Genomic DNA, 18,817 nt, shown 5'->3' on the forward strand with positions numbered 1-18,817 from the left:
TCAATCCCGAATGATGTCGGGTTGGAATACTAATAACTTAGAATTTGAAATCGTCAATACCATTGATGGCGCAGTAGAAGCTTTAACCAATGGCACAGCGGATTATTTTATGTGGGAACGTTTTATGACCAAACCATTGGTAGATAAAGGTATTTTTCGTCGTATTGCCGATTGTCCAACACCTTGGCCTTGCTTTGTAATTGCCGTACGAAATGAGTTTTTAGAACACAACAAGCAAACGCTTTCCCTCATTCTTGCTATTATTAATAAAACAACAATAGAATTCAAAGATATTCCAAGTATCGATAGGACTTTGGCCTCCAAATACCATCAAAAATTAGATGATATTCAAGAATGGTTGTCATTAACCAAATGGTCACAAAAACCTATCGAAGAAAAAGTGTTAAACAATATTCAAAATCAACTCTTTGACCTGAAGATTATAGATAAAAAAGGTATTTTTGCAGAAATAGTAAAAGCCGTTTAGCTTTTGCCATAGGCAATATGATGGAATTTGGTAATCTTTCTTTTCAAAAACTCGAAGAAAAATTCAGGATAAAAAGTCCTTGGGATTTGATAATCATTTTTGTCTTAAATATACTTATCACCATCCCCATTTTTATCATTGCCCATCAAAATTTAATTACACTTGAGTGGGCATATCACGTTGATAGAATTTTATTGTTTCTAGCCATTTTACTGGGAATACAGTATCTTTTACAATTAATGAGAAAAGTGACTTTAATATCTATAATTTTGTATCTTATTATGTTGGTTTACGGTTCACTATCAGATAAATATGGATTTAAAAGTGTCTTTGAGGATTATCGGTCGATGATGTATACCATGAATGACAATCCCTATCCGCAGGACATAATTATCTCTAAATTAATGCCTTTCCCTAATAAATCTAAAATTTTAGATGCTGTTGAATATCAAAACCCGAAAGTGAGAGATTTTGCTTTTATGGCTATTAATAAACATTTCAAAAAAATTAAAGGGTACAATGACTATTTTACTATCATTCAATCGTTTGCTATTTTCAAGGAAATAAATGGTAGCTGGAATTATGTTAGCGATCCGAAAGGTCATGACTATATAGCTAAAGCAACAGAGTCGCTAAAATACCTTTCTGGTGATTGTGATGATCATTCTATTTTAATGGCTGCTTGTATAAAATCTATTGGAGGAACTACCCGATTAATTCATACCAAAGGACATATTTACCCCGAAATTTATATCGGTAACAAAATAGATTTGGAACACATCAACTACCTAATAAAAAAAGAACTTTTCCCTCAAGAAAGCAAAAATAAAAGTATCCATTGTCACATAGATGAACGAGGTAATGTTTGGCTCAATTTGGACTATACTGCCAAATATCCTGGTGGTCCATTTATGAACGAAGAGATTTTGGGTGCTTTGACATTAGATTAATTGTTCTGATTTATTAAAAAAGTAGAGCTAGCACTTATAAATGAATGATTCACCAATTAATTAAAGTTTTTCCTTTTTTTTTGAGAAAAATATTGGTTTTACTAAAATGTTGGTTACCAAACCACAAACCTCGATTGGCACTTAGTGGTGATGGATGTCCGGTTTCTAAAACATGATGTTTAGTTCTGTCAATGTGTTTGCCTTTCTTTTTGGCAAATCCACCCCAAAGTAAAAATACCACGTTCTCTTTTTCTTCCGAAATTTTCTGAATAACAGCGTCGGTAAATGTCTCCCAACCCTGATTTTGATGACTACCCGCTTCACTTTCTCTAACCGTTAAAGTTGCATTGAGCAATAAAACACCTTGATTAGCCCAACGTTCTAAATTACCCGAATTTGGGAATGGCAAATCCAAATCTCTCTGAATTTCTTTAAAAATATTGATTAATGATGGTGGAAAAGCATTGCCGTCATTCACCGAAAAACACAATCCGTTGGCCTGACCCAAACCATGATACGGATCTTGACCAATGATGACCACATTCACTTTATCAAACGGACAATGATTAAAGGCGGAAAAAATAGTATCTGCTTTTGGAAAACAACTATATGTTGCATATTCCAATTTCAAAAATGAAATAAGTTCTTGAAAATAAGATTTTTCAAATTCATTTTTTAGTACATCATGCCAAGAAAAATGTAATTGAATTAACATCTCATAAAATTTTATCAAAAATAACATTTTCTATTGCAATATGGAAGGCAACCTTTGTAACTTTGAACCATAGATACTGATTTGATGATATCGATTACCACTAAAACATTACAAGACTTAGAGTTTAACACCGTTTTGCAAACCGTTTCAGATGCATGTAATACTGAAATAGGCAAACAAAAAGCATTAGAAATTGTTCCATTTAACGACAAGGAAAATTTAATGAATGCCTTGCAACAAACATCTGAATATCTGTCCTCTTTTACCAATAACAATGCCATCCCCAATCACGGATTTGATAATATAACTAACGATATAAAATTTCTTGCTATTGAAGATAGTTTCTTAGAAGTTGGAAGTTTCAGAAAAATTGCAACACTATCGGAAACGGTAAATGTACTTTTAGTTTTCTTAAAAAAGTTCCATGATTATTATCCAAAACTAAACGAAAGAGCAACTCAAGTAGAGTATACCAAATACATCATTCAAAAAATTGATGAAATTGTCGATAAATATGGCGATATTAAAGACAATGCTTCACCTGATTTAATTAACATTCGAAGGGATATGAGTTTGGTTCGTGGCAAGGTCAATCAGAGCTTTGGACAAGCCATGAGTCAATACAATGCGTTGGGATATTTAGATGAAATTAAAGAAAGTTTTGTTGAAAATCGGAGGGTTTTAGCGGTTTTAGCAATGTACCGACGAAAAGTAAAAGGTTCAATTCTAGGAAGTTCCAAAACCGGAAGTATTGCCTACATAGAACCCGAAGCAACATTGCGTTATTCAAGAGAATTGAGTAATTTGGAATATGAAGAACGAGAAGAAATCACTCGAATTCTAAAGAAATTATCCAATGATATTCGACCCTTTCTAGAATTATTAAAACAGTATCAAGAGTTTCTTAGCGACATTGATGTGGTGGCCGCCAAAGCCAAATATGCCCGTAAAATCAATGCAGTATTACCCACTATTACAAACGAGAAGGAATTGTATTTTAGAGATGCCTTTCATCCTATTCTGTATTTAAATAATCTAGAAAAAAAAGAAAAAACATACCCTCAAACTATTGAATTAAACAATGAAAATCGAATAATTGTCATCTCTGGACCCAATGCAGGTGGAAAAACAATCTCTTTAAAAACGGTTGGCTTACTGCAATTGATGCTACAATGTGGCATATTAATTCCCGTTCATGAACGCAGTAAAACATTTTTGTTTGATCGAATTTTAACCGATATTGGCGATAATCAATCCATAGAAAATCACTTGAGCACCTATAGCTATCGATTGAAAAACATGAATTATTTTCTCAAAAAATGCAATGCGAAAACATTGTTTTTAATAGATGAATTTGGAACAGGTTCCGACCCTGAATTGGGTGGTGCTTTGGCAGAAATTTTTCTAGAGGAGTTTTATCATCGAGAAGCTTATGGTATCATCACTACACATTATTCTAATTTAAAGATTTTAGCCAACGAATTAGCATTTGCCAGTAATGCCAATATGCTTTTTGATGAAAAGTCTTTGGAACCCATGTATAAACTAATTTTGGGTCAAGCTGGAAGTTCCTTCACTTTTGAAGTAGCGCAAAAAAATGGTATTCCTTATGGACTAATCAATAGAGCCAAAAAGAAAATAGAAGTTGGAAAAGTGCGTTTTGACAAAACGATTGCCACGCTTCAAAAAGAGCGTACAAAACTCGAAAAAACGTCACAAATATTAAAGGAAGAAGAAACCAAAGCGCGTGAAGAAGGAAAAAAAATGGAAACTATCAACATTAAAATTCAAGATAAATTAGAACGGTATCAGGAATTGTATGATGCTAATCAGCGTTTGATTTATATGGGACAAAAGATTGATGATATTGCGGAGAAATATTTTAATAATAAAGACAAAAAAGTGTTGATTGGCGAGTTTTTAAAAATTGTTGAAATAGAAAACTCTAAGCGCAAAAAAGCAACTGCTAAAGAACGAGTAGAAAAAGAAATCATCAAAAAGAAAGTGATTGAGGAAGTTCACGTTAAAGTTGAAGAAATTAGAGAAGTCAAAAAAGAAAAGAAAAAAGCACAAAAAATAGAATCTGAAAAACCAAAAATAACTTTGAAAGTAGGTGACCGCGTTAGGATGTTTGATGGAAAAGCGGTTGGAACTATTGATAAAATTGAAAAGAACAAAGCGGTGGTGAATTATGGCGTTTTTACATCAAAAGTAAACCTTGAACAATTAGAATATGTTCAAGCAAAATAATACTGAAATAAAATCAGCATAAATATGGAAATTTCAGATTTACCAATAGACAAAAAAATAATCCTCTTTGATGGGGTTTGCAATCTTTGCAATGCATCTGTTCAATACGTAATTAAACATGATAAAAAAGATGTGTTTCGATTTGTATCACTGCAATCGGAATTGGGACAAAAAATTCTGAAACATATCGGAATAGCTGATAAAAACATCGATAGTATTGTTTTGTATCAACCCGGAATTGCATATTATTATAAATCAACTGCTATAATTGAAATCACAAAATCACTTCAAGGATTTTTTAATTATGGCCTATTATTTAGGATATTGCCAACACCATTACGAGATATCGTATATGATTATATCGCAAAAAACCGTTATCATTGGTATGGTAAAAAAGAGAGTTGTATGATACCCACACCCGAATTGAAAGCGAAATTTTTAGCATAAAAAAAGCCATCATTGCTGATGGCTTGCTAGTTATAAAAACAATCAACTATTGTTTAACAATCTTTTTGGTTAAAGCACCTTGATCAGTTGTTATTCTCATCATGTAAACTCCAGAGGATAAATCTGAAATAGTAATGTCAACGTTAGATAAATTATCTAAAGGAATAGATTTAATTATTCTACCATTGATATCAAACATTTCAACATTATTAATGGAAAAGTTTGATGTACTTGAAATAGAAACTAAATTAGTTGCTGGATTTGGAAAAACAGAAAAATCTTCATCATTTGCAATCTGATTAAGCCCTAATAATGTATCGGTGCTTGATGCTTTAACTTGCAAATTATCCATAACCATTGTAGCTGCTAATGAATTAGGAGCGGCAGTTGTGTTCCCTGAAAAAGAAATAAAATCAATTTCATCGGGATCTGTTCCAGTTGCACTACCATTAAGAGTTAAACCAGGTTCAGCAATTCCAGGTCCTTTAATTCTAACTTGTCCAGTTGTTTTATTATAGGAAACACCTATTCTGCTCCAAGTACTTGCAGGTAGTTGTATACCAGGAGCTGCGGCTAATGTATAATTATAATTTCCGACAGGGTTTCCAGTTGGAGTTGAATAAGCCACTAAAAATAGTTCTCGTGTTGCAGCTCTTACGTTAAATCCAGCAACTACATTTCCTGCAGCATTAAAGATATATGCCCCAAATGTATTTCTACTAGTACTTGTTCCATCACCTGGATTAATATCTAATTCCAATTCGATAATATTATTTGTAGTTGTTCTACTTGCCCAAATCGTTGAAAAACCACTTTGCCACAAATAACGGCTGCCCTTGTCACCATCTGGACCTTCTAGTTGCAAACCTAAACTGGCATTACCGCCAGAAACAATCTGTGCATTGGAAACATCTGCATTTGTTGAAGTTGTAGGAGCAGTACCATTATTCGCAAAAAATAAATAATTACCCTGCCCAGGAACTGTTCCAGTAATTTCTGTAGAAATATTACCTACAGTCAACGCATTAAAATTTTCTGATTGTAATACTTGTGCATAAACAAATGATGATGATGCAATTAATAATAAAAGTAAATTTTTTTTCATAAGTTTTTGTTTTTTTAAATTATGAATTCAAATATAATAAAGTAATCAATATCTTTTCTATTTTTAACTATCTTTTTCCCATTTACCCACAACAGATGTTGCTAATGCATTTCCGAGGACGTTTGTAGCACTTCTAAACATATCACAAAAATGATCAATTGGAAGTATTAAAGCAATACCTTCAATGGGTATTTTAAACATCCCACAAGTGGCAGCAACAACTACCAAACTAGCCCTTGGAACACCAGCAATGCCTTTACTGGTAAGCATTAAAACTAGTAACATGGTCATTTGAGTCCCAAAATCCAGATGAACACCATAAGCTTGAGCAATAAAAATACTGGCAAACGTCATATACATCATACTTCCATCAAGATTGAACGAATAACCCAATGGCAACATAAAGGAAACAATTTTATCTTTTACGCCAAATCGCTCTAATTCTTCCGTTAGCTTTGGAAAAACGGCTTCTGAACTAGTAGTACCAAAAGCTATTATTAATGGACTGACAATTCTTTTTAATAATGTGGTCATGTGACTTTTGAGAAAAATATATCCCACTAACAATAACACAAGCCATAGTGAGGAAATTCCAATCAAAAAAGAACCAAAAAATTTAGCATAGGTAATTAATAATTCCTCTAAATTTCGAATGGCAAAAACACCTGCAATAGCGCCAAAAACTCCGATAGGAGCAAATTTCATAACATAATTTACCATTTTCAAAATGATATGCGATGTCTTATCCAAAGCAGTAACCACTGGCTTGGCATGATCACCGATAGAAGCGGCAGCTAATCCAAAGAAAATGGAAAAAATTACAATTTGTAGAATTTCATTGGTTGCCATGGCTTCCACAATACTTTTTGGAATGATGTGTTCAATAAAATTTTGTGCCGAAAAACTTTGTGTTTTATCTGTAACTTCTGCGGCGGTAGAGGCATCAATATCTGATAATTGCAACCCAGTTCCAGGATGTAGAAGATTCACCCAAAACATTCCAATCAACAAAGAAATCAATGAAGCTGTGAAAAACCAACCTAATGCCTTTCCTCCTATTCTTCCCACGGCTTTAATATCGCCAAGTTTGGCAATTCCTACAACTAACGTTGTGAAAACCAATGGTGATATAATCATTTGCACCAATCGAATGAAAACGGTTGCCAACATTTTTATATATCCACTAAATTCTTTTGCAGATTCAACGGAATAATTATTATGAACATAAATCCCTATGAATGCGCCAATAATCATGGCAATAAGAATCTGAACAGTAAGATTGGATAAGAAAGACTTCTTTTTAATTTCAGTAGTGTTCATTTTAGTTAGTTTTCAGCATCAGCTTTCAGTCTCAGTTTATCAGTATTTACTACTGCATACTGTGACTTCAAACTGAATACTATTTTTGGTATGTTTTATTAAGTAAGTATAAATCGGCAAGAACAAGAGCCGCCATTGCTTCTACTATTGGAACTGCTCGTGGCACAACACATGGGTCATGACGACCTTTTCCTTGATTTTCAATTATTTCGTTTTGATTGGTTAAAACTTCTTGTTTTTGAATTAATGTTGCCACTGGTTTAAAAGCTACTCTAAAATAAATGTCCATCCCATTGGAAATGCCACCTTGAATTCCGCCAGAAAGATTGGTTTTAGTAGTACCGTCTTCCTTGTATAAATCATTATGTTCGCTGCCTTTCATTGTGGCACCGCAAAATCCGCTTCCAAATTCAAATCCTTTCACCGCATTGATAGAAAGCATGGCTTTTCCTAATTCGGCATGGAGTTTATCAAATACAGGTTCACCCAAACCTATTGGGACATTTTGTAAAACACAGGTTATGGTTCCTCCCACAGTATCACCTTGTTTTTTGATTTCTTTGATGTAATTTTCCATTTTCTCCGCTGTCGCCAAATCGGGACAACGAACAGCATTGCTTTCTGTTAAAGTAAAATCCAAATCTTGATAGGGTTTATCAATAAAAATTTCTCCAACTGAAGAAACAAACGCATTGATTTTTATTTCTGGTACCACTTGTTTTGCAATAGCTCCAGCCACGACTCTACATACAGTTTCTCGGGCTGAACTTCTTCCACCACCACGATAATCTCTTATGCCATACTTTTTTTCATACACATAATCGGCATGACTTGGACGATAAGAATCTTTAATATGTGAGTAATCATCTGATTTTTGATTGGTATTGGGAATGATAAAACCTATTGGAGTTCCGGTTGTTTTACCTTCAAAAATACCCGAAAGAAACTGGACTTCATCTTCTTCTTTTCTTTGGGTAACTATCGAAGATTGACCGGGTTTTCTTCGTTGCATTTCGTTGCGAATGGAATCAAAATTTAGCATAATTCCAGCTGGACAACCATCTATGATTCCACCTAAAGCATCTCCATGGGATTCTCCAAAGGTAGTCAGTCTAAAAAGTGAACCATAACTATTTCCAGCCATAACAATGTGTTTTAAACAAATATACTATTTATGAAGTAAAGTAAAAATTGGAAATGCTATTTATTTAATAATAATTGGTTTTTTAGATTTGATTTTCACTACACTATAAGGGTAAACATAATTTGGTTGAATAGAAGGATTATCTTCAACAGTTGAGGGTTTAAGTTCTTTTATAGTTAAAATGATATTGCTTTCTGTTTCTTCTACTTTATCAATAATGATATTATAATTTCCCTCGGGTAATGGTCCCATATTTAAAATAATAAAATTGCATTTTTGAATGTCATCTGTTTTTATTTTCTTCTTCAAATTTGGATCAGAAAAAAGCATTTTAATTTCGTTTGGTTCGTTTAAAATTTCATAAAATTTAATATTGGCTCCACCATCATTGCTGAAACTTAACACTTCGTATAATGTATTTTCTACCACACTTTTTGTGGTTGAACATGAAAATAAAAGTAATGCTGCAAAAAACACGATTATATTTTTCATTTGGTATCTTGTATAGCTTTTAAATATAGGTTTTCGTATAATGGAAGAATATTTTTTATATCAAATTGTTTGGCAACATCTAAAGCATTTTCTTTAAACTTAGTCAACGTTTTATTGTCCGATAGAATTTTTATTGCATTTTCTGACATGCTATCGACATCACCCACATTGCTAAGATAACCCGAAACGCCATCAAAATTCACCTCAGGCAAACCTCCTGAATTACTAGATATAACAGGAACACTCCAAGCCATTGCCTCGAGAGCTGCTAGTCCAAAACTTTCGGTTTCTGAGGGCAGAAGAAATAAATCAGAAAAGGACAATATTTGATCTATCTCATGGCTGTTGCCAAAGAAAATGACCTTATTCTGAATGCCTAATTCGATACAAAGTTGTTCTGATTTTGCTTTTTCAGGTCCATCACCTACCATCATCAATTTAGCCGGAATTTGTTGTTGGATTTTATAGAATATCTTGATAATATCGGGAATACGTTTTACTTTTCTAAAATTACTGATGTGAGTCACAATCCGCTCTTCTTTATTTGCCATAACTGAACGTTGGCAGGAAATTAAAGATTCGTTACGGATTTTGTCTAATTCAATAAAATTGGGAATTACATGTATGTCTTTTTTGATATTAAAGAGTTTGTAAGTATCGTCTTTTAAGCTTTGGGAAACGGAAGTCACCACATCTGATTTATTAATACTGAAACTCACTGCAGTTTTGTAAAACGGGTGATTTCCTACCAATGTAATATCGGTTCCGTGAAGCGTTGTTACCATAGGTAAAATGATACCTTGGTCTTTCAACATTTGCTTTGCCATATAACCCGCGTAAGCATGTGGAATAGCATAATGAACGTGTAGTATTTCAATTTTATAAAGCTTGACCATATCAACCAACTTGCTTGATAATGCCAGCTCATAGGGTTGATAATGGAACAAAGGATATTCGGGTACGTTTACTTCGTGGTAATGCACATTTGAATTGAGCAATGCCAAACGCACAGGTTGTCGGTAGGTAATAAAGTGAATTTCGTGACCGCGATGTGCTAATTCTAATCCTAATTCTGTGGCTACTACACCACTTCCTCCAAAGGTAGGATAACAAACGATTGCTATTTTCATACTGAAATTTTATGACTACGAATTTAATGAAAATTGATACGAAAACCTTTAAATCAATGTTAAAGATTATTTATCTAAAATTGCTTCTTGTATCACTTTCTGAATATCCTCTCGAATATTTTCTTTAGATAGTTTGTTAGGAAGATTTGAATCGGGATACGTTCTATTGGACAAGAAAACATATACAATATCTGTTGCTGGATCAGCCCAAGCTATGGTTCCTGTGAATCCAGTATGACCAAAACTAGACATCGATACACAACCGCAGGTTGGTCCAGCAGATCCGAGTTGTGGTTTGTCAAAACCTAATCCGCGACGATTGCCTTCCGTGCAATACCAGCAGGTATTAAAATCGGTAAAAGTGGCTTCAGAAAAATACTGTTGGTTTCCATAATTTCCCTTTTGCAGAAATAATTGCATCATCTTAGCCACATCCATAGCATTGGAAAAAATGCCAGCATGTCCGCCTACCCCATTTTCCATGGCGGCTTCCATATCATGAACATATCCTTGAATGGTATCATGGCGAAAATAGGTGTCAATTTCGGTTGGGACAATGACTTTTTTATCCAATTTTTGTAAAGGATTATACAACGTATTATTCATTCCTAATGTTTTGTAGAAATTATCATAAGCCAATTCATCTAAAGGTTTACCAGTGATTTTTTCTAAATATTGCTTGAGAATAATAAAGGTAAAATCGCTGTAGCGGTATTCTTTTTTATCCATCAACGGACTGTTGATGATTTTTTTTATAATAGTATCATGATAATCATCTCGGAGGAACAAACTATCCGAAACTCGTTTGGTAAAACCTTGGGTTGCAACTTTTCGATAGTACTTTTCCATAGGCATTTTTGATGAATCAACGGTAGCTTTGTAGAAAGGAATCCAAGCTTGCATTCTACCATAATGCGAGAGCAATTCTTTGAACGTAATTTGCTCTTTGTTTGATGCTTTAAAAATGGGTAACATTTCGCCCAAAGTTGTTTCTAGATTGACTTTTTTCTTGTCATATACTTGCATCACATTGGGTAAGGTAGCAACTATTTTTGTCAAAGAAGCAACATCATATAAATCAGTGTTTTTAACTTTTGTAGCAGTATCATAAGTATGCGAACCAAACGATTTTTGATAAATGACTTTGCCTTTACGCGCTACTAAAATTTGCATTCCTGGTGCCATTTTCCCATCGATAGCTTTTTGAGCCAATTTTTCTATTTGGTTTAATTTTTCAGAACTCATGCCTACGTTTTCTGGTGTAGTGAAGCCCAATCTATTGAGTTTTTCTGTTGCTATTCCATCACCTGCTTTGAACGTTTGATTAATAGAAACGGGCAATTTTCCTTTGGCATCAATAGCACCAAAAAGAAATTCGGCTGACACTTCCTGAGCAACATTTCCGTTTTGATAGGAAACCACAACGGCTTCAATGGGCTCAAAATTGGCAATATTTGATAAAGAATACGGTTTGGCAAAACAATCTAAAATCACTTTCTTTTGAGTGGCTATTCTATTTACAATTTGCAATTCAGTTTCGGATAATTCAGGTGATTTCCACCACGATTTATCTGATTTATGGTAGCCGATAATTACGGTTTCATAGCCGTTCAACTTAGTCATCAGTGAATCAATATTGGCATCAAAAACTTCGGTAACTTCGGTATATTTATTTAGTGTAGTTACAAAAGAACTATTGGTATCATCACCCATTTTGACATAGGCAATTTTTTGATTTAGATTTTTAATTGGCAAAATAGCATCTTGATTTTTCACAACCGTTATGGCATTTTCGTACAGTTGGTATTGCAAATCCAAGTTTGATCTTGGATTTAAATCATTATGAATGTTGATACCTTCAACTGGTTTGTAATTGTTTAAACCCGCTTTGAATTTGTAATGTAAAATCTTCTTTACTGATTCAGCAAGTCGGTTCTCAGAAATAAGTCCATCTCGGTAGCTAGAACTAATTTTTTCTACTGCCAACGGAACATTTTCAGCAAAAAGTAGAATGTCATTTCCTGCCAAAAATGCTTCTAAATCAATATCGCCAGGTTTTTTAAAATTACTAGCGCCTTTCATATTCAAAGCATCGGTAAAAATCAAACCATCAAAACCCAATTGTTCTTTTAACAAATTATTGACCACTGAATACGAAATAGATGTTGGATACCCTTCTCTGGGTTCTAAACTTGGTACATTCAAATGTGCCACCATTACTGACACTAATCCTTCATCAAACATTCTTTTATAGGGATATAATTCTACTTTTTCGATATGGTCTAAAGTGGCATTAACAACAGGTAACGTGCTGTGAGAATCGGTTGAAGTATCACCATGACCTGGAAAATGTTTTCCTGTTGAAAAAACTCCTTGACTTTGAACTCCATTCATCAAAGCGATGGCATGTTCAGTAACATTGACTTTGTTTTCGCCAAATGAGCGATAGCCGATAATTGGATTTTTTGGATTGGTATTGATATCTAAAACGGGTGAAAAATTAAAATGCACGCCCAATCTTTTGCTTTCCTTGGCCATACTAACGCCAACTTGCTCAACCAATTTCAAATCTTTGATTGCACCTAATGTCATATTAAATGGATATCGAAAAGTAGAATCCAATCGCATACTCAATCCCCATTCAGCATCAATCCCAATAAACAAGGGAACTTTTGATAACGCTTGGTATTTATTTGTTAATCGAGCTTGACGTTTTGGTCCGCCTTGAAAGAAGATTAATCCGCCAATATTATAATTGCGAACTAATTTTTCAATGGCGTTAGTATGAATGGTATCCTTATTAGAATAGCAAGCCACCATAAAAAGTTGCCCTACTTTTTCGTTGAAAGTCATTTGATTATAAATACTATCAACCCATTTGTTTTCTGCATAGGTTTCGGGAAAAAAGTTTTTCCTTTCCGATTTAATATGCGGAATATAGATTTCCTCCTCAGTAGCAAAACCGGCTTTTCCAACAGCTGTTTTATTGTTTTTGGAAGACGAACAATTCGTAACCAAAAACAATAATATAATGAGTAGACCTATTCTGAATAAAAAACTTTTCATGAAAAATGAAGCTTAAAAAAATCGTCCATGCCAACTTTCACCCGCTGGAACTTCCCAGTTTTCGTTAAATTCTTCAATGGTATTTACAAGATTATTGAAAACAATAGTATTGGCTGTCACAGCTTTTTCTTTTGCCATTTTCTTAAAATCCAGTAGCGATTTATGAGCAATGTGTTCCCCGTTTTTGAATGTTACATTCATTTTATCCAATAAATCTACTTTATATTTTAGTTCCAAACTCTGAATAAAAGCAACGGATGAATCAATAGAACAACCGGTGGCTTGTTGTACTTCTTGGTTTACTGCAATAATTATAAATCGGTTGTATTTCAACAAATAAGATGCTTCAAGTCCAGTTCCGTGAGCCGTCCAGTTTTCTAAAAATGCTTTTAACTCATTTTCGATTTCGGTCATTTCCGCCTCAGAAAATTTTCGGTTCGATTGGTAAATCCAAATTTTAGAGTTTTCGGGTAAATTTTCAAATGGTTTAAACATTGGATTTGTGAATAGTGATTTGTATTTCGTACTTCGTATTTCGTACTTTTTTGCTATAAATCTTGAGCATTTGCAATTAATTCGGCGATATCCATCACTTTCACTTCACCTTCTTTTTCTTTGTTTTTCACTCCGTCCGTCATCATGGTGTTGCAAAATGGACAACCAGCTGCAATGATTTCGGGTTGAGTTTCCAATGCATCTTCGGTTCTTTCGATATTGACTTCTTTGTTCCCGGGTTCGGCATCTTTAAACATCTGTGCACCACCAGCACCACAGCACAAACCATTCGCTCGAGAACGTTTCATTTCAACCAGTTCAGCATCTAATTTTTGAATTAAATCTCTTGGAGCTTCATAGATATTATTTGCTCTTCCAAGATAACATGGGTCGTGAAACGTAATTCTTTTTCCTTTGAATTGTCCACCTGCAATGGTTAATCTTCCGGTGTCTAATAATGATTTCAAAAACTCGGTGTGATGAATCACTTCGTATTTTCCACCCAGTTCAGGATATTCATTTTTTAAGGTATTAAAACAGTGAGGACAAGCGGTAACGATTTTTTTGGCTTCGTAGGCATTTAGAACCTCAATATTCATCATGGCCTGCATTTGAAACAAAAACTCATTCCCTGCTCGTTTTGCTGGATCACCAGTACAGCTTTCTTCAGTTCCAAGCACGGCAAACTCCACATTGGCACGATTTAAAATACGCACAAATGCTTTGGTAATTTTCTTCGCTCTGTCATCAAAACTTCCAGCGCAACCCACCCAAAATAATACTTCGGGTTGTTTGCCTTGAGCCATCATTTCTGCCATGGTTGGCACTTTTACTACTTCACTCATAAATTTCAAATTAAAAATTCCAACCCAAAGTTTCGGGATCAAACCTGCTTGATGATTATTTGGTTTAAAAATCTAATTCCAACTTCCTTCTTCTAACTTCCAACTTCAAACTACTCATGATGTTCGTCATCAAACACTTGAATAGTAACTTCTTTGTCCACTAAATCGGTAAATTTTCCTCTGTAGCGAGTTGCTTTTACCAAATGATTATCAATCCAGTGGTAATTTCCACCACGTGGTTTTCCAAAAAGAATTCCATGGTATTTGAACCCATGTTTTTTCAACCAAATCTCGGTATATTCTCTGTGCGCTTCCGTTCGAGAAGTGAAGAAGAAAATTACATGACCTTCATCATACCATTTATTTAAAGTAACTAACGCATCGGGGTAAAGTTCGGCGGTTAACATTCTTTCTGGTTCTTCGTTTGGAATATCGTCACAAACAGTTCCGTCAATGTCGATTAGATAATTCTTAATTCCTTCTGGTAAAATGGGACTTAAATGTTGCCCGTTTTCTGTGATTCTTTGTAAGTTTTTGTCAATGTCTTCCGTTTTCATTTTTTACTTTTTATAGTTTTCAAATTCATTCGACAAATCCTCAAGCTCACATATGAGAATTTATCAGATAGTGTTAATGGGTTAAAACCCATTTTTATTCAAATGCTTCGCAGCTAGTTATTATTCATCTTTCCAGTTTAATCGGTCTTGTTGGTTGTATTGCCATGGCGCGCCATTATTTTCGATATTGGTCATCATTGCATTTAATGATTGTGGTGCCGCACTTTGCTCCATCACCAAATAGCGTCTCATATCCATAATTATAGATAGCGGACTTATATTGACTGGGCATTCTTCGACACAAGCGTTGCAAGAAGTACATGCCCAAAGTTCTTCCTGTGTAATGTAATCGTTTAATAATGATTTGTTATCGGGAATAAATACGCCTTTATTAGCATCTATATTTTTTCCTACTTCTTCCATTCTGTCACGTGTATCCATCATGATTTTTCGTGGTGACAATTTTTTTCCTGTTTGATTGGCAGGACATGAAGAGGTACAACGACCGCATTCGGTGCAGGTGTAGGCATTGAGCAATTGCACCCAATTCAAATCTTGCACATCTGAAGCTCCAAATTTAGTTGGAACAGCGCTTTCATCAACAGGTTGAGTGGCATAAGGATCAGCGTTGGGATCCATCATGATTTTGACTTCTTTGGTAACACTTTCTAGATTATCAAATGTTCCTTGTGCATTTAAATCGGCAAAATAAGTGTTTGGGAAAGCTAAAAGTATGTGTAAGTGTTTGGAATAATAAAGATAATTTAAGAATGCAATTACCATTAAAAAATGTCCCCACCATCCAACTCTTTCTAAAATATGTAAAGTACTTTCGCTCATTCCTCCAAAAATTGCTGGTCCTAAATGTTGTGAAATGGCAAAGTGGAAAGAGCCTGTTCCTTCAAAATGCGATTTTCCTAATGAATACAATACTTCATCGGTTCCATTCATTGTGAAAATACAAGTTACTAAAACAATCTCCATAATGAGAATTAGGTTAGCATCTTTTGTTGGCCAACCTAACATTTCTGCTTTATTGAAACGTGGTAATTTTAATAAATTCCTTCTTAACAAAAAAATAATTGTAGCTACTAACGCTAATAATGAAAGGATTTCTATAAAACTGATTAGGAAAGTATAAAATCCTCCTAAACTCGGTTTAAAAAAACGATGTGTACCAAAAACTCCATCAATTATAATTTCTAACAACTCAATTTGGGTAATTATAAAAGCTGCATATATGGCAAAATGCAAAATTGCAGGTATTGGTCTAGTAAACATTTTTTTCTGTCCTAAAGCAATCATAGCCATGTTTTTCCATCGTTCTGAAGGATTATCGAAACGATTGACCTCTTGGCCTAAATTAATGTTACGAATTAGCTTTTTTACATTTTTAGCAAAAAAACCAATTCCCAAAGCGAGAGTAATAGCAAAAAGTAGGTTATCAATATACATCATAACTTGTATTTTACTTTTTAATAGAATCGTTTACAGGTGCTTTATAGGGTTTGTTTTTCTTTCCAAAAAGCGAAACATTAACGTATCTTGTTGGATTTAAACGTAAATCTTGTAACAATAACTCTAGTTCTTTTGAAGTTTTAGAAAAGTTGTTATACAGTGTTTCATCTTTTGCTAATTTGCCCAAAGTTCCTTTCCCTGATTGAATTTCAGCCATTATTTTATCGACGCTGGCTAATGTTTTTTCTAGTTTGTTTACTGTTTCACCAATATTAACTTTAGCAATTGAATCGGATATTTTTGCAAAATTACCCGATGCTTTATCAAAGTTGGTTAATGAAGAACTTATTTTTTCTTTATTATCAGCAAGCATTACATTCACATTTTTGGAAGCCGATTTAAACTGGATTAAGGTTGAATCTAAACTCACAATACTACTCTGCAAACTTTGTTTTGTTTTAGCATCAAGGATAGAATTTACATTTTTTAATAAATCATCCGCAGAAACAACCATTTTCTCTACTTTCTCTTGTAATGGTGTTAAGCGTTCTGCAACCAATGCTGTCAAACCTGGTTTATTGCCGCCTTTTAATGTCATTCCAGACTCGGCTAGTGTTTTATCTTCAAAATTAGGAATAATCATGATTTGTTTCCCTCCAATTAACCCGGGCTCATAGATTGACGCTATACTAGATTTTGAAATAGGAAATTCAGATTTTATTTGAAGCTCCACTTGGATTTTTCCTGAATTATCAATGAATTTAATGTTACTCACTTTACCAACAATCAAACCATTGATAGTAACTGGTGCTGAACTTAATAATCCTTCCACATTATCATACTGCACATAAAAGGTTTTATAATTCACAAATAAGTCTCTTCCTTTTAAGAAACTGTAACCCCAAATAAATAATAAAATAGATGCAATAACCAATACTGCTGTCTTAATTTCTCTAGTGATTCTCAATGGTAAAACGTTTTTGACAAAGTTAAAATAAAATATTAATTCTCCTTATTATTATTGCTTTAATGCTTCCTGAACCGAAACTTTTTTACCATTCTTAAAAGCGATGATAAATGCTGAAGAATATCCTTTTGTTTTTGCTTCCGATAGTAATCTTTTGGCTTCTTCATAATTAGAAGTATTGCCATACATGTATTTGTTTAAATTTCCATCCGATGACACCGAAATATTAGATAATCCATTAAAATTACTAGGAACAAGTTCTAATTTTTTCGCACTTGCAGAAAGTTGCACTTTGAAAATGATACCAACAGCATCAACATCATCTTGTTTTGGTTCTGTTTTGGTTTCCGGTTTTTTTCCAGCTGGCGTTTTAGTATCTAGTTTTTTTGAAGTGGTTAACGTTTTTGCTGAGTCAATTACTGGTTTAAGTTCCATTTTTTGTGATGGTTTCACAATATTATCGCCTTCGCCAGCACCATAAAATTCTTTTTTATACGCTATAATTGCATTAGCAATTGCTTGTGCAATTTCTTGTTGCCCTTCTTCAGAGTCTAATATTGCTCCTTCCTCTGGATTTGAAATAAAGCCCATTTCTATCAATACTCTTGGCATGTACGCTTTGTGTAAAACCATGAATGGTGCTTGTTTTACTCCACGACTCTTTTTTCCTAATTCATCAATAAAACGATTTTGGATATTTCCAGCTAAAGCAATACTGCTTTCTAAATATTCTTCTTGTATCATGGTCAAGCCAATAATACTTTCGGGAGATTTAGGGTCATAACCCTCATATTTTTGCTTATAATCTTTCTCCATCGTGATTACCTCATTCTCTTTTTTTGCTGCTTCAAGATTGGAGGCGTTTTTGGACATACCCATTACATAAGTTTCAGTCCCACAAGCAGCAGTGTTCTTATTGGCGTTACAATGTATGGAAACAAAAATATTAGCATCGGCTCTATTGGCAATGTTGGCACGTTCAATCAAGTCGACAAAAGCATCGGTTTTACGGGTATAAACAACATCAACATTGGGGTTTTTTTCCAAAATCTTACCCACTTTTAACACCACAGCCAATGCAATATTTTTTTCAATGTGACCGTGATATACTGCACCATAATCATGATCTCCATGACCGGCATCAAGGGCTACTTTGAATTTAGATTGACAGTAAATGGAGTTGGAAATTAAAAATAATCCAACTAAATATAGAATTTTGGAGCAATTCATGTTATTCATATGAAAGTGAAAAGTTAATTTAAATAAAAACCACAAGGTTATAAACACAATATTTCTTTATTTTTGACCGAAATAATGGTTAAGTTTGTCTCGTTAAAAATCAAGCCATATTTCTACAAAAATAGCATTAAACCATTGCAAAGAAACTTA

General features: G+C 33.9%; 16 protein-coding genes and 1 pseudogene. 4 read left to right on the forward strand and 13 right to left on the reverse strand.

Annotation, left to right across the window (positions count from 1 at the left end):
- Both ACK5ON_RS10225 and ACK5ON_RS10230 read left to right on the forward strand, forming a co-directional pair.
- A pseudogene (locus tag ACK5ON_RS10225) lies at nucleotides 1-487 on the forward strand (ABC transporter substrate-binding protein); the annotation flags it as partial.
- 17 nt (nucleotides 488-504) lie between these two features.
- Entirely contained in the window at nucleotides 505-1,437 is a 933-nt protein-coding gene (locus tag ACK5ON_RS10230; RefSeq protein ID WP_409822168.1) for a transglutaminase, read from the forward strand.
- 49 nt (nucleotides 1,438-1,486) lie between these two features.
- Here ACK5ON_RS10230 and ACK5ON_RS10235 read toward each other — a convergent pair whose 3' ends face one another.
- Complete coding sequence (locus ACK5ON_RS10235) at nucleotides 1,487-2,152, reverse strand: uracil-DNA glycosylase (protein ID WP_409822170.1); 666 nt, start codon at nucleotides 2,150-2,152, stop codon at nucleotides 1,487-1,489.
- A gap of 84 nt (nucleotides 2,153-2,236) precedes the next feature.
- Between ACK5ON_RS10235 and ACK5ON_RS10240 the strand changes: the two genes are divergently transcribed.
- Together ACK5ON_RS10240 and ACK5ON_RS10245 are read left to right on the forward strand one after the other, a co-directional pair.
- Complete coding sequence (locus tag ACK5ON_RS10240) at nucleotides 2,237-4,402, forward strand: endonuclease MutS2 (protein ID WP_409822173.1); 2,166 nt, start codon at nucleotides 2,237-2,239, stop codon at nucleotides 4,400-4,402.
- Between the two features lie 24 nt (nucleotides 4,403-4,426).
- On the forward strand, nucleotides 4,427-4,849 hold the full coding sequence (locus ACK5ON_RS10245) for a thiol-disulfide oxidoreductase DCC family protein (RefSeq protein ID WP_396172920.1): 423 nt from the start codon (nucleotides 4,427-4,429) through the stop codon (nucleotides 4,847-4,849).
- A gap of 46 nt (nucleotides 4,850-4,895) precedes the next feature.
- Here ACK5ON_RS10245 and ACK5ON_RS10250 read toward each other — a convergent pair whose 3' ends face one another.
- The 12 genes from ACK5ON_RS10250 to ACK5ON_RS10305 form a co-directional block, all read right to left on the reverse strand.
- Nucleotides 4,896-5,954: a T9SS type A sorting domain-containing protein gene (locus tag ACK5ON_RS10250; protein ID WP_409822175.1), complete on the reverse strand. Its 1,059-nt coding sequence runs from the start codon at nucleotides 5,952-5,954 to the stop codon at nucleotides 4,896-4,898.
- 63 nt (nucleotides 5,955-6,017) lie between these two features.
- Entirely contained in the window at nucleotides 6,018-7,274 is a 1,257-nt protein-coding gene (locus tag ACK5ON_RS10255) for a dicarboxylate/amino acid:cation symporter (protein WP_396172923.1), read from the reverse strand.
- Nucleotides 7,275-7,353: 79 nt separating this feature from the next.
- Nucleotides 7,354-8,418 carry a chorismate synthase gene (aroC, locus tag ACK5ON_RS10260; protein WP_409822177.1) on the reverse strand — a complete coding sequence of 355 codons (1,065 nt, stop codon included), beginning with the start codon at nucleotides 8,416-8,418 and terminating at the stop codon, nucleotides 7,354-7,356.
- 60 nt (nucleotides 8,419-8,478) lie between these two features.
- Nucleotides 8,479-8,910 (reverse strand): hypothetical protein, encoded by a 432-nt coding sequence (locus ACK5ON_RS10265; RefSeq protein WP_409822179.1) that lies wholly within the window; start codon nucleotides 8,908-8,910, stop codon nucleotides 8,479-8,481.
- A complete protein-coding gene (gene bshA / locus ACK5ON_RS10270; protein ID WP_409822180.1) occupies nucleotides 8,907-10,040 on the reverse strand; it encodes an N-acetyl-alpha-D-glucosaminyl L-malate synthase BshA in 1,134 nt (377 codons plus the stop codon). Before bshA ends, ACK5ON_RS10265 begins: the two co-directional genes overlap by 4 nt.
- 66 nt (nucleotides 10,041-10,106) lie before the next feature.
- Nucleotides 10,107-13,106 (reverse strand): glycoside hydrolase family 3 N-terminal domain-containing protein, encoded by a 3,000-nt coding sequence (locus ACK5ON_RS10275; RefSeq protein WP_409822182.1) that lies wholly within the window; start codon nucleotides 13,104-13,106, stop codon nucleotides 10,107-10,109.
- 12 nt (nucleotides 13,107-13,118) lie between these two features.
- Complete coding sequence (locus ACK5ON_RS10280) at nucleotides 13,119-13,601, reverse strand: ABC transporter ATPase (RefSeq protein WP_409822184.1); 483 nt, start codon at nucleotides 13,599-13,601, stop codon at nucleotides 13,119-13,121.
- A 53-nt stretch (nucleotides 13,602-13,654) separates the two neighbouring features.
- On the reverse strand, nucleotides 13,655-14,446 hold the full coding sequence (locus ACK5ON_RS10285) for a (Fe-S)-binding protein (protein WP_409822186.1): 792 nt from the start codon (nucleotides 14,444-14,446) through the stop codon (nucleotides 13,655-13,657).
- Nucleotides 14,447-14,556: 110 nt separating this feature from the next.
- Complete coding sequence (locus tag ACK5ON_RS10290; protein WP_396172934.1) at nucleotides 14,557-15,003, reverse strand: phosphoheptose isomerase; 447 nt, start codon at nucleotides 15,001-15,003, stop codon at nucleotides 14,557-14,559.
- A 120-nt stretch (nucleotides 15,004-15,123) separates the two neighbouring features.
- Nucleotides 15,124-16,461: a 4Fe-4S dicluster domain-containing protein gene (locus ACK5ON_RS10295; protein ID WP_409822188.1), complete on the reverse strand. Its 1,338-nt coding sequence runs from the start codon at nucleotides 16,459-16,461 to the stop codon at nucleotides 15,124-15,126.
- Nucleotides 16,462-16,471: 10 nt separating this feature from the next.
- On the reverse strand, nucleotides 16,472-17,428 hold the full coding sequence (locus tag ACK5ON_RS10300; RefSeq protein ID WP_396172937.1) for an MlaD family protein: 957 nt from the start codon (nucleotides 17,426-17,428) through the stop codon (nucleotides 16,472-16,474).
- Between the two features lie 51 nt (nucleotides 17,429-17,479).
- On the reverse strand, nucleotides 17,480-18,667 hold the full coding sequence (locus tag ACK5ON_RS10305; RefSeq protein WP_396172938.1) for an N-acetylmuramoyl-L-alanine amidase: 1,188 nt from the start codon (nucleotides 18,665-18,667) through the stop codon (nucleotides 17,480-17,482).
- Nucleotides 18,668-18,817 lie beyond the last annotated feature (150 nt).

Origin of the sequence: Flavobacterium sp., assembly GCF_046317795.1 — a bacterium.
Taxonomy (GTDB): domain Bacteria; phylum Bacteroidota; class Bacteroidia; order Flavobacteriales; family Flavobacteriaceae; genus Flavobacterium.

Coding starts and splice junctions, on each gene's coding strand:
- ACK5ON_RS10230 (WP_409822168.1), top strand. CDS start 505: ATGATGGAATTTGGTAATCTTTCTTTTCAAAAACTCGAAGAAAAATTC.
- ACK5ON_RS10235 (WP_409822170.1), bottom strand. CDS start 2,152: ATGTTAATTCAATTACATTTTTCTTGGCATGATGTACTAAAAAATGAA.
- ACK5ON_RS10240 (WP_409822173.1), top strand. CDS start 2,237: ATGATATCGATTACCACTAAAACATTACAAGACTTAGAGTTTAACACC.
- ACK5ON_RS10245 (WP_396172920.1), top strand. CDS start 4,427: ATGGAAATTTCAGATTTACCAATAGACAAAAAAATAATCCTCTTTGAT.
- ACK5ON_RS10250 (WP_409822175.1), bottom strand. CDS start 5,954: ATGAAAAAAAATTTACTTTTATTATTAATTGCATCATCATCATTTGTT.
- ACK5ON_RS10255 (WP_396172923.1), bottom strand. CDS start 7,274: ATGAACACTACTGAAATTAAAAAGAAGTCTTTCTTATCCAATCTTACT.
- aroC (WP_409822177.1), bottom strand. CDS start 8,418: ATGGCTGGAAATAGTTATGGTTCACTTTTTAGACTGACTACCTTTGGA.
- ACK5ON_RS10265 (WP_409822179.1), bottom strand. CDS start 8,910: ATGAAAAATATAATCGTGTTTTTTGCAGCATTACTTTTATTTTCATGT.
- bshA (WP_409822180.1), bottom strand. CDS start 10,040: ATGAAAATAGCAATCGTTTGTTATCCTACCTTTGGAGGAAGTGGTGTA.
- ACK5ON_RS10275 (WP_409822182.1), bottom strand. CDS start 13,106: ATGAAAAGTTTTTTATTCAGAATAGGTCTACTCATTATATTATTGTTT.
- ACK5ON_RS10280 (WP_409822184.1), bottom strand. CDS start 13,601: ATGTTTAAACCATTTGAAAATTTACCCGAAAACTCTAAAATTTGGATT.
- ACK5ON_RS10285 (WP_409822186.1), bottom strand. CDS start 14,446: ATGAGTGAAGTAGTAAAAGTGCCAACCATGGCAGAAATGATGGCTCAA.
- ACK5ON_RS10290 (WP_396172934.1), bottom strand. CDS start 15,003: ATGAAAACGGAAGACATTGACAAAAACTTACAAAGAATCACAGAAAAC.
- ACK5ON_RS10295 (WP_409822188.1), bottom strand. CDS start 16,461: ATGATGTATATTGATAACCTACTTTTTGCTATTACTCTCGCTTTGGGA.
- ACK5ON_RS10305 (WP_396172938.1), bottom strand. CDS start 18,667: ATGAATAACATGAATTGCTCCAAAATTCTATATTTAGTTGGATTATTT.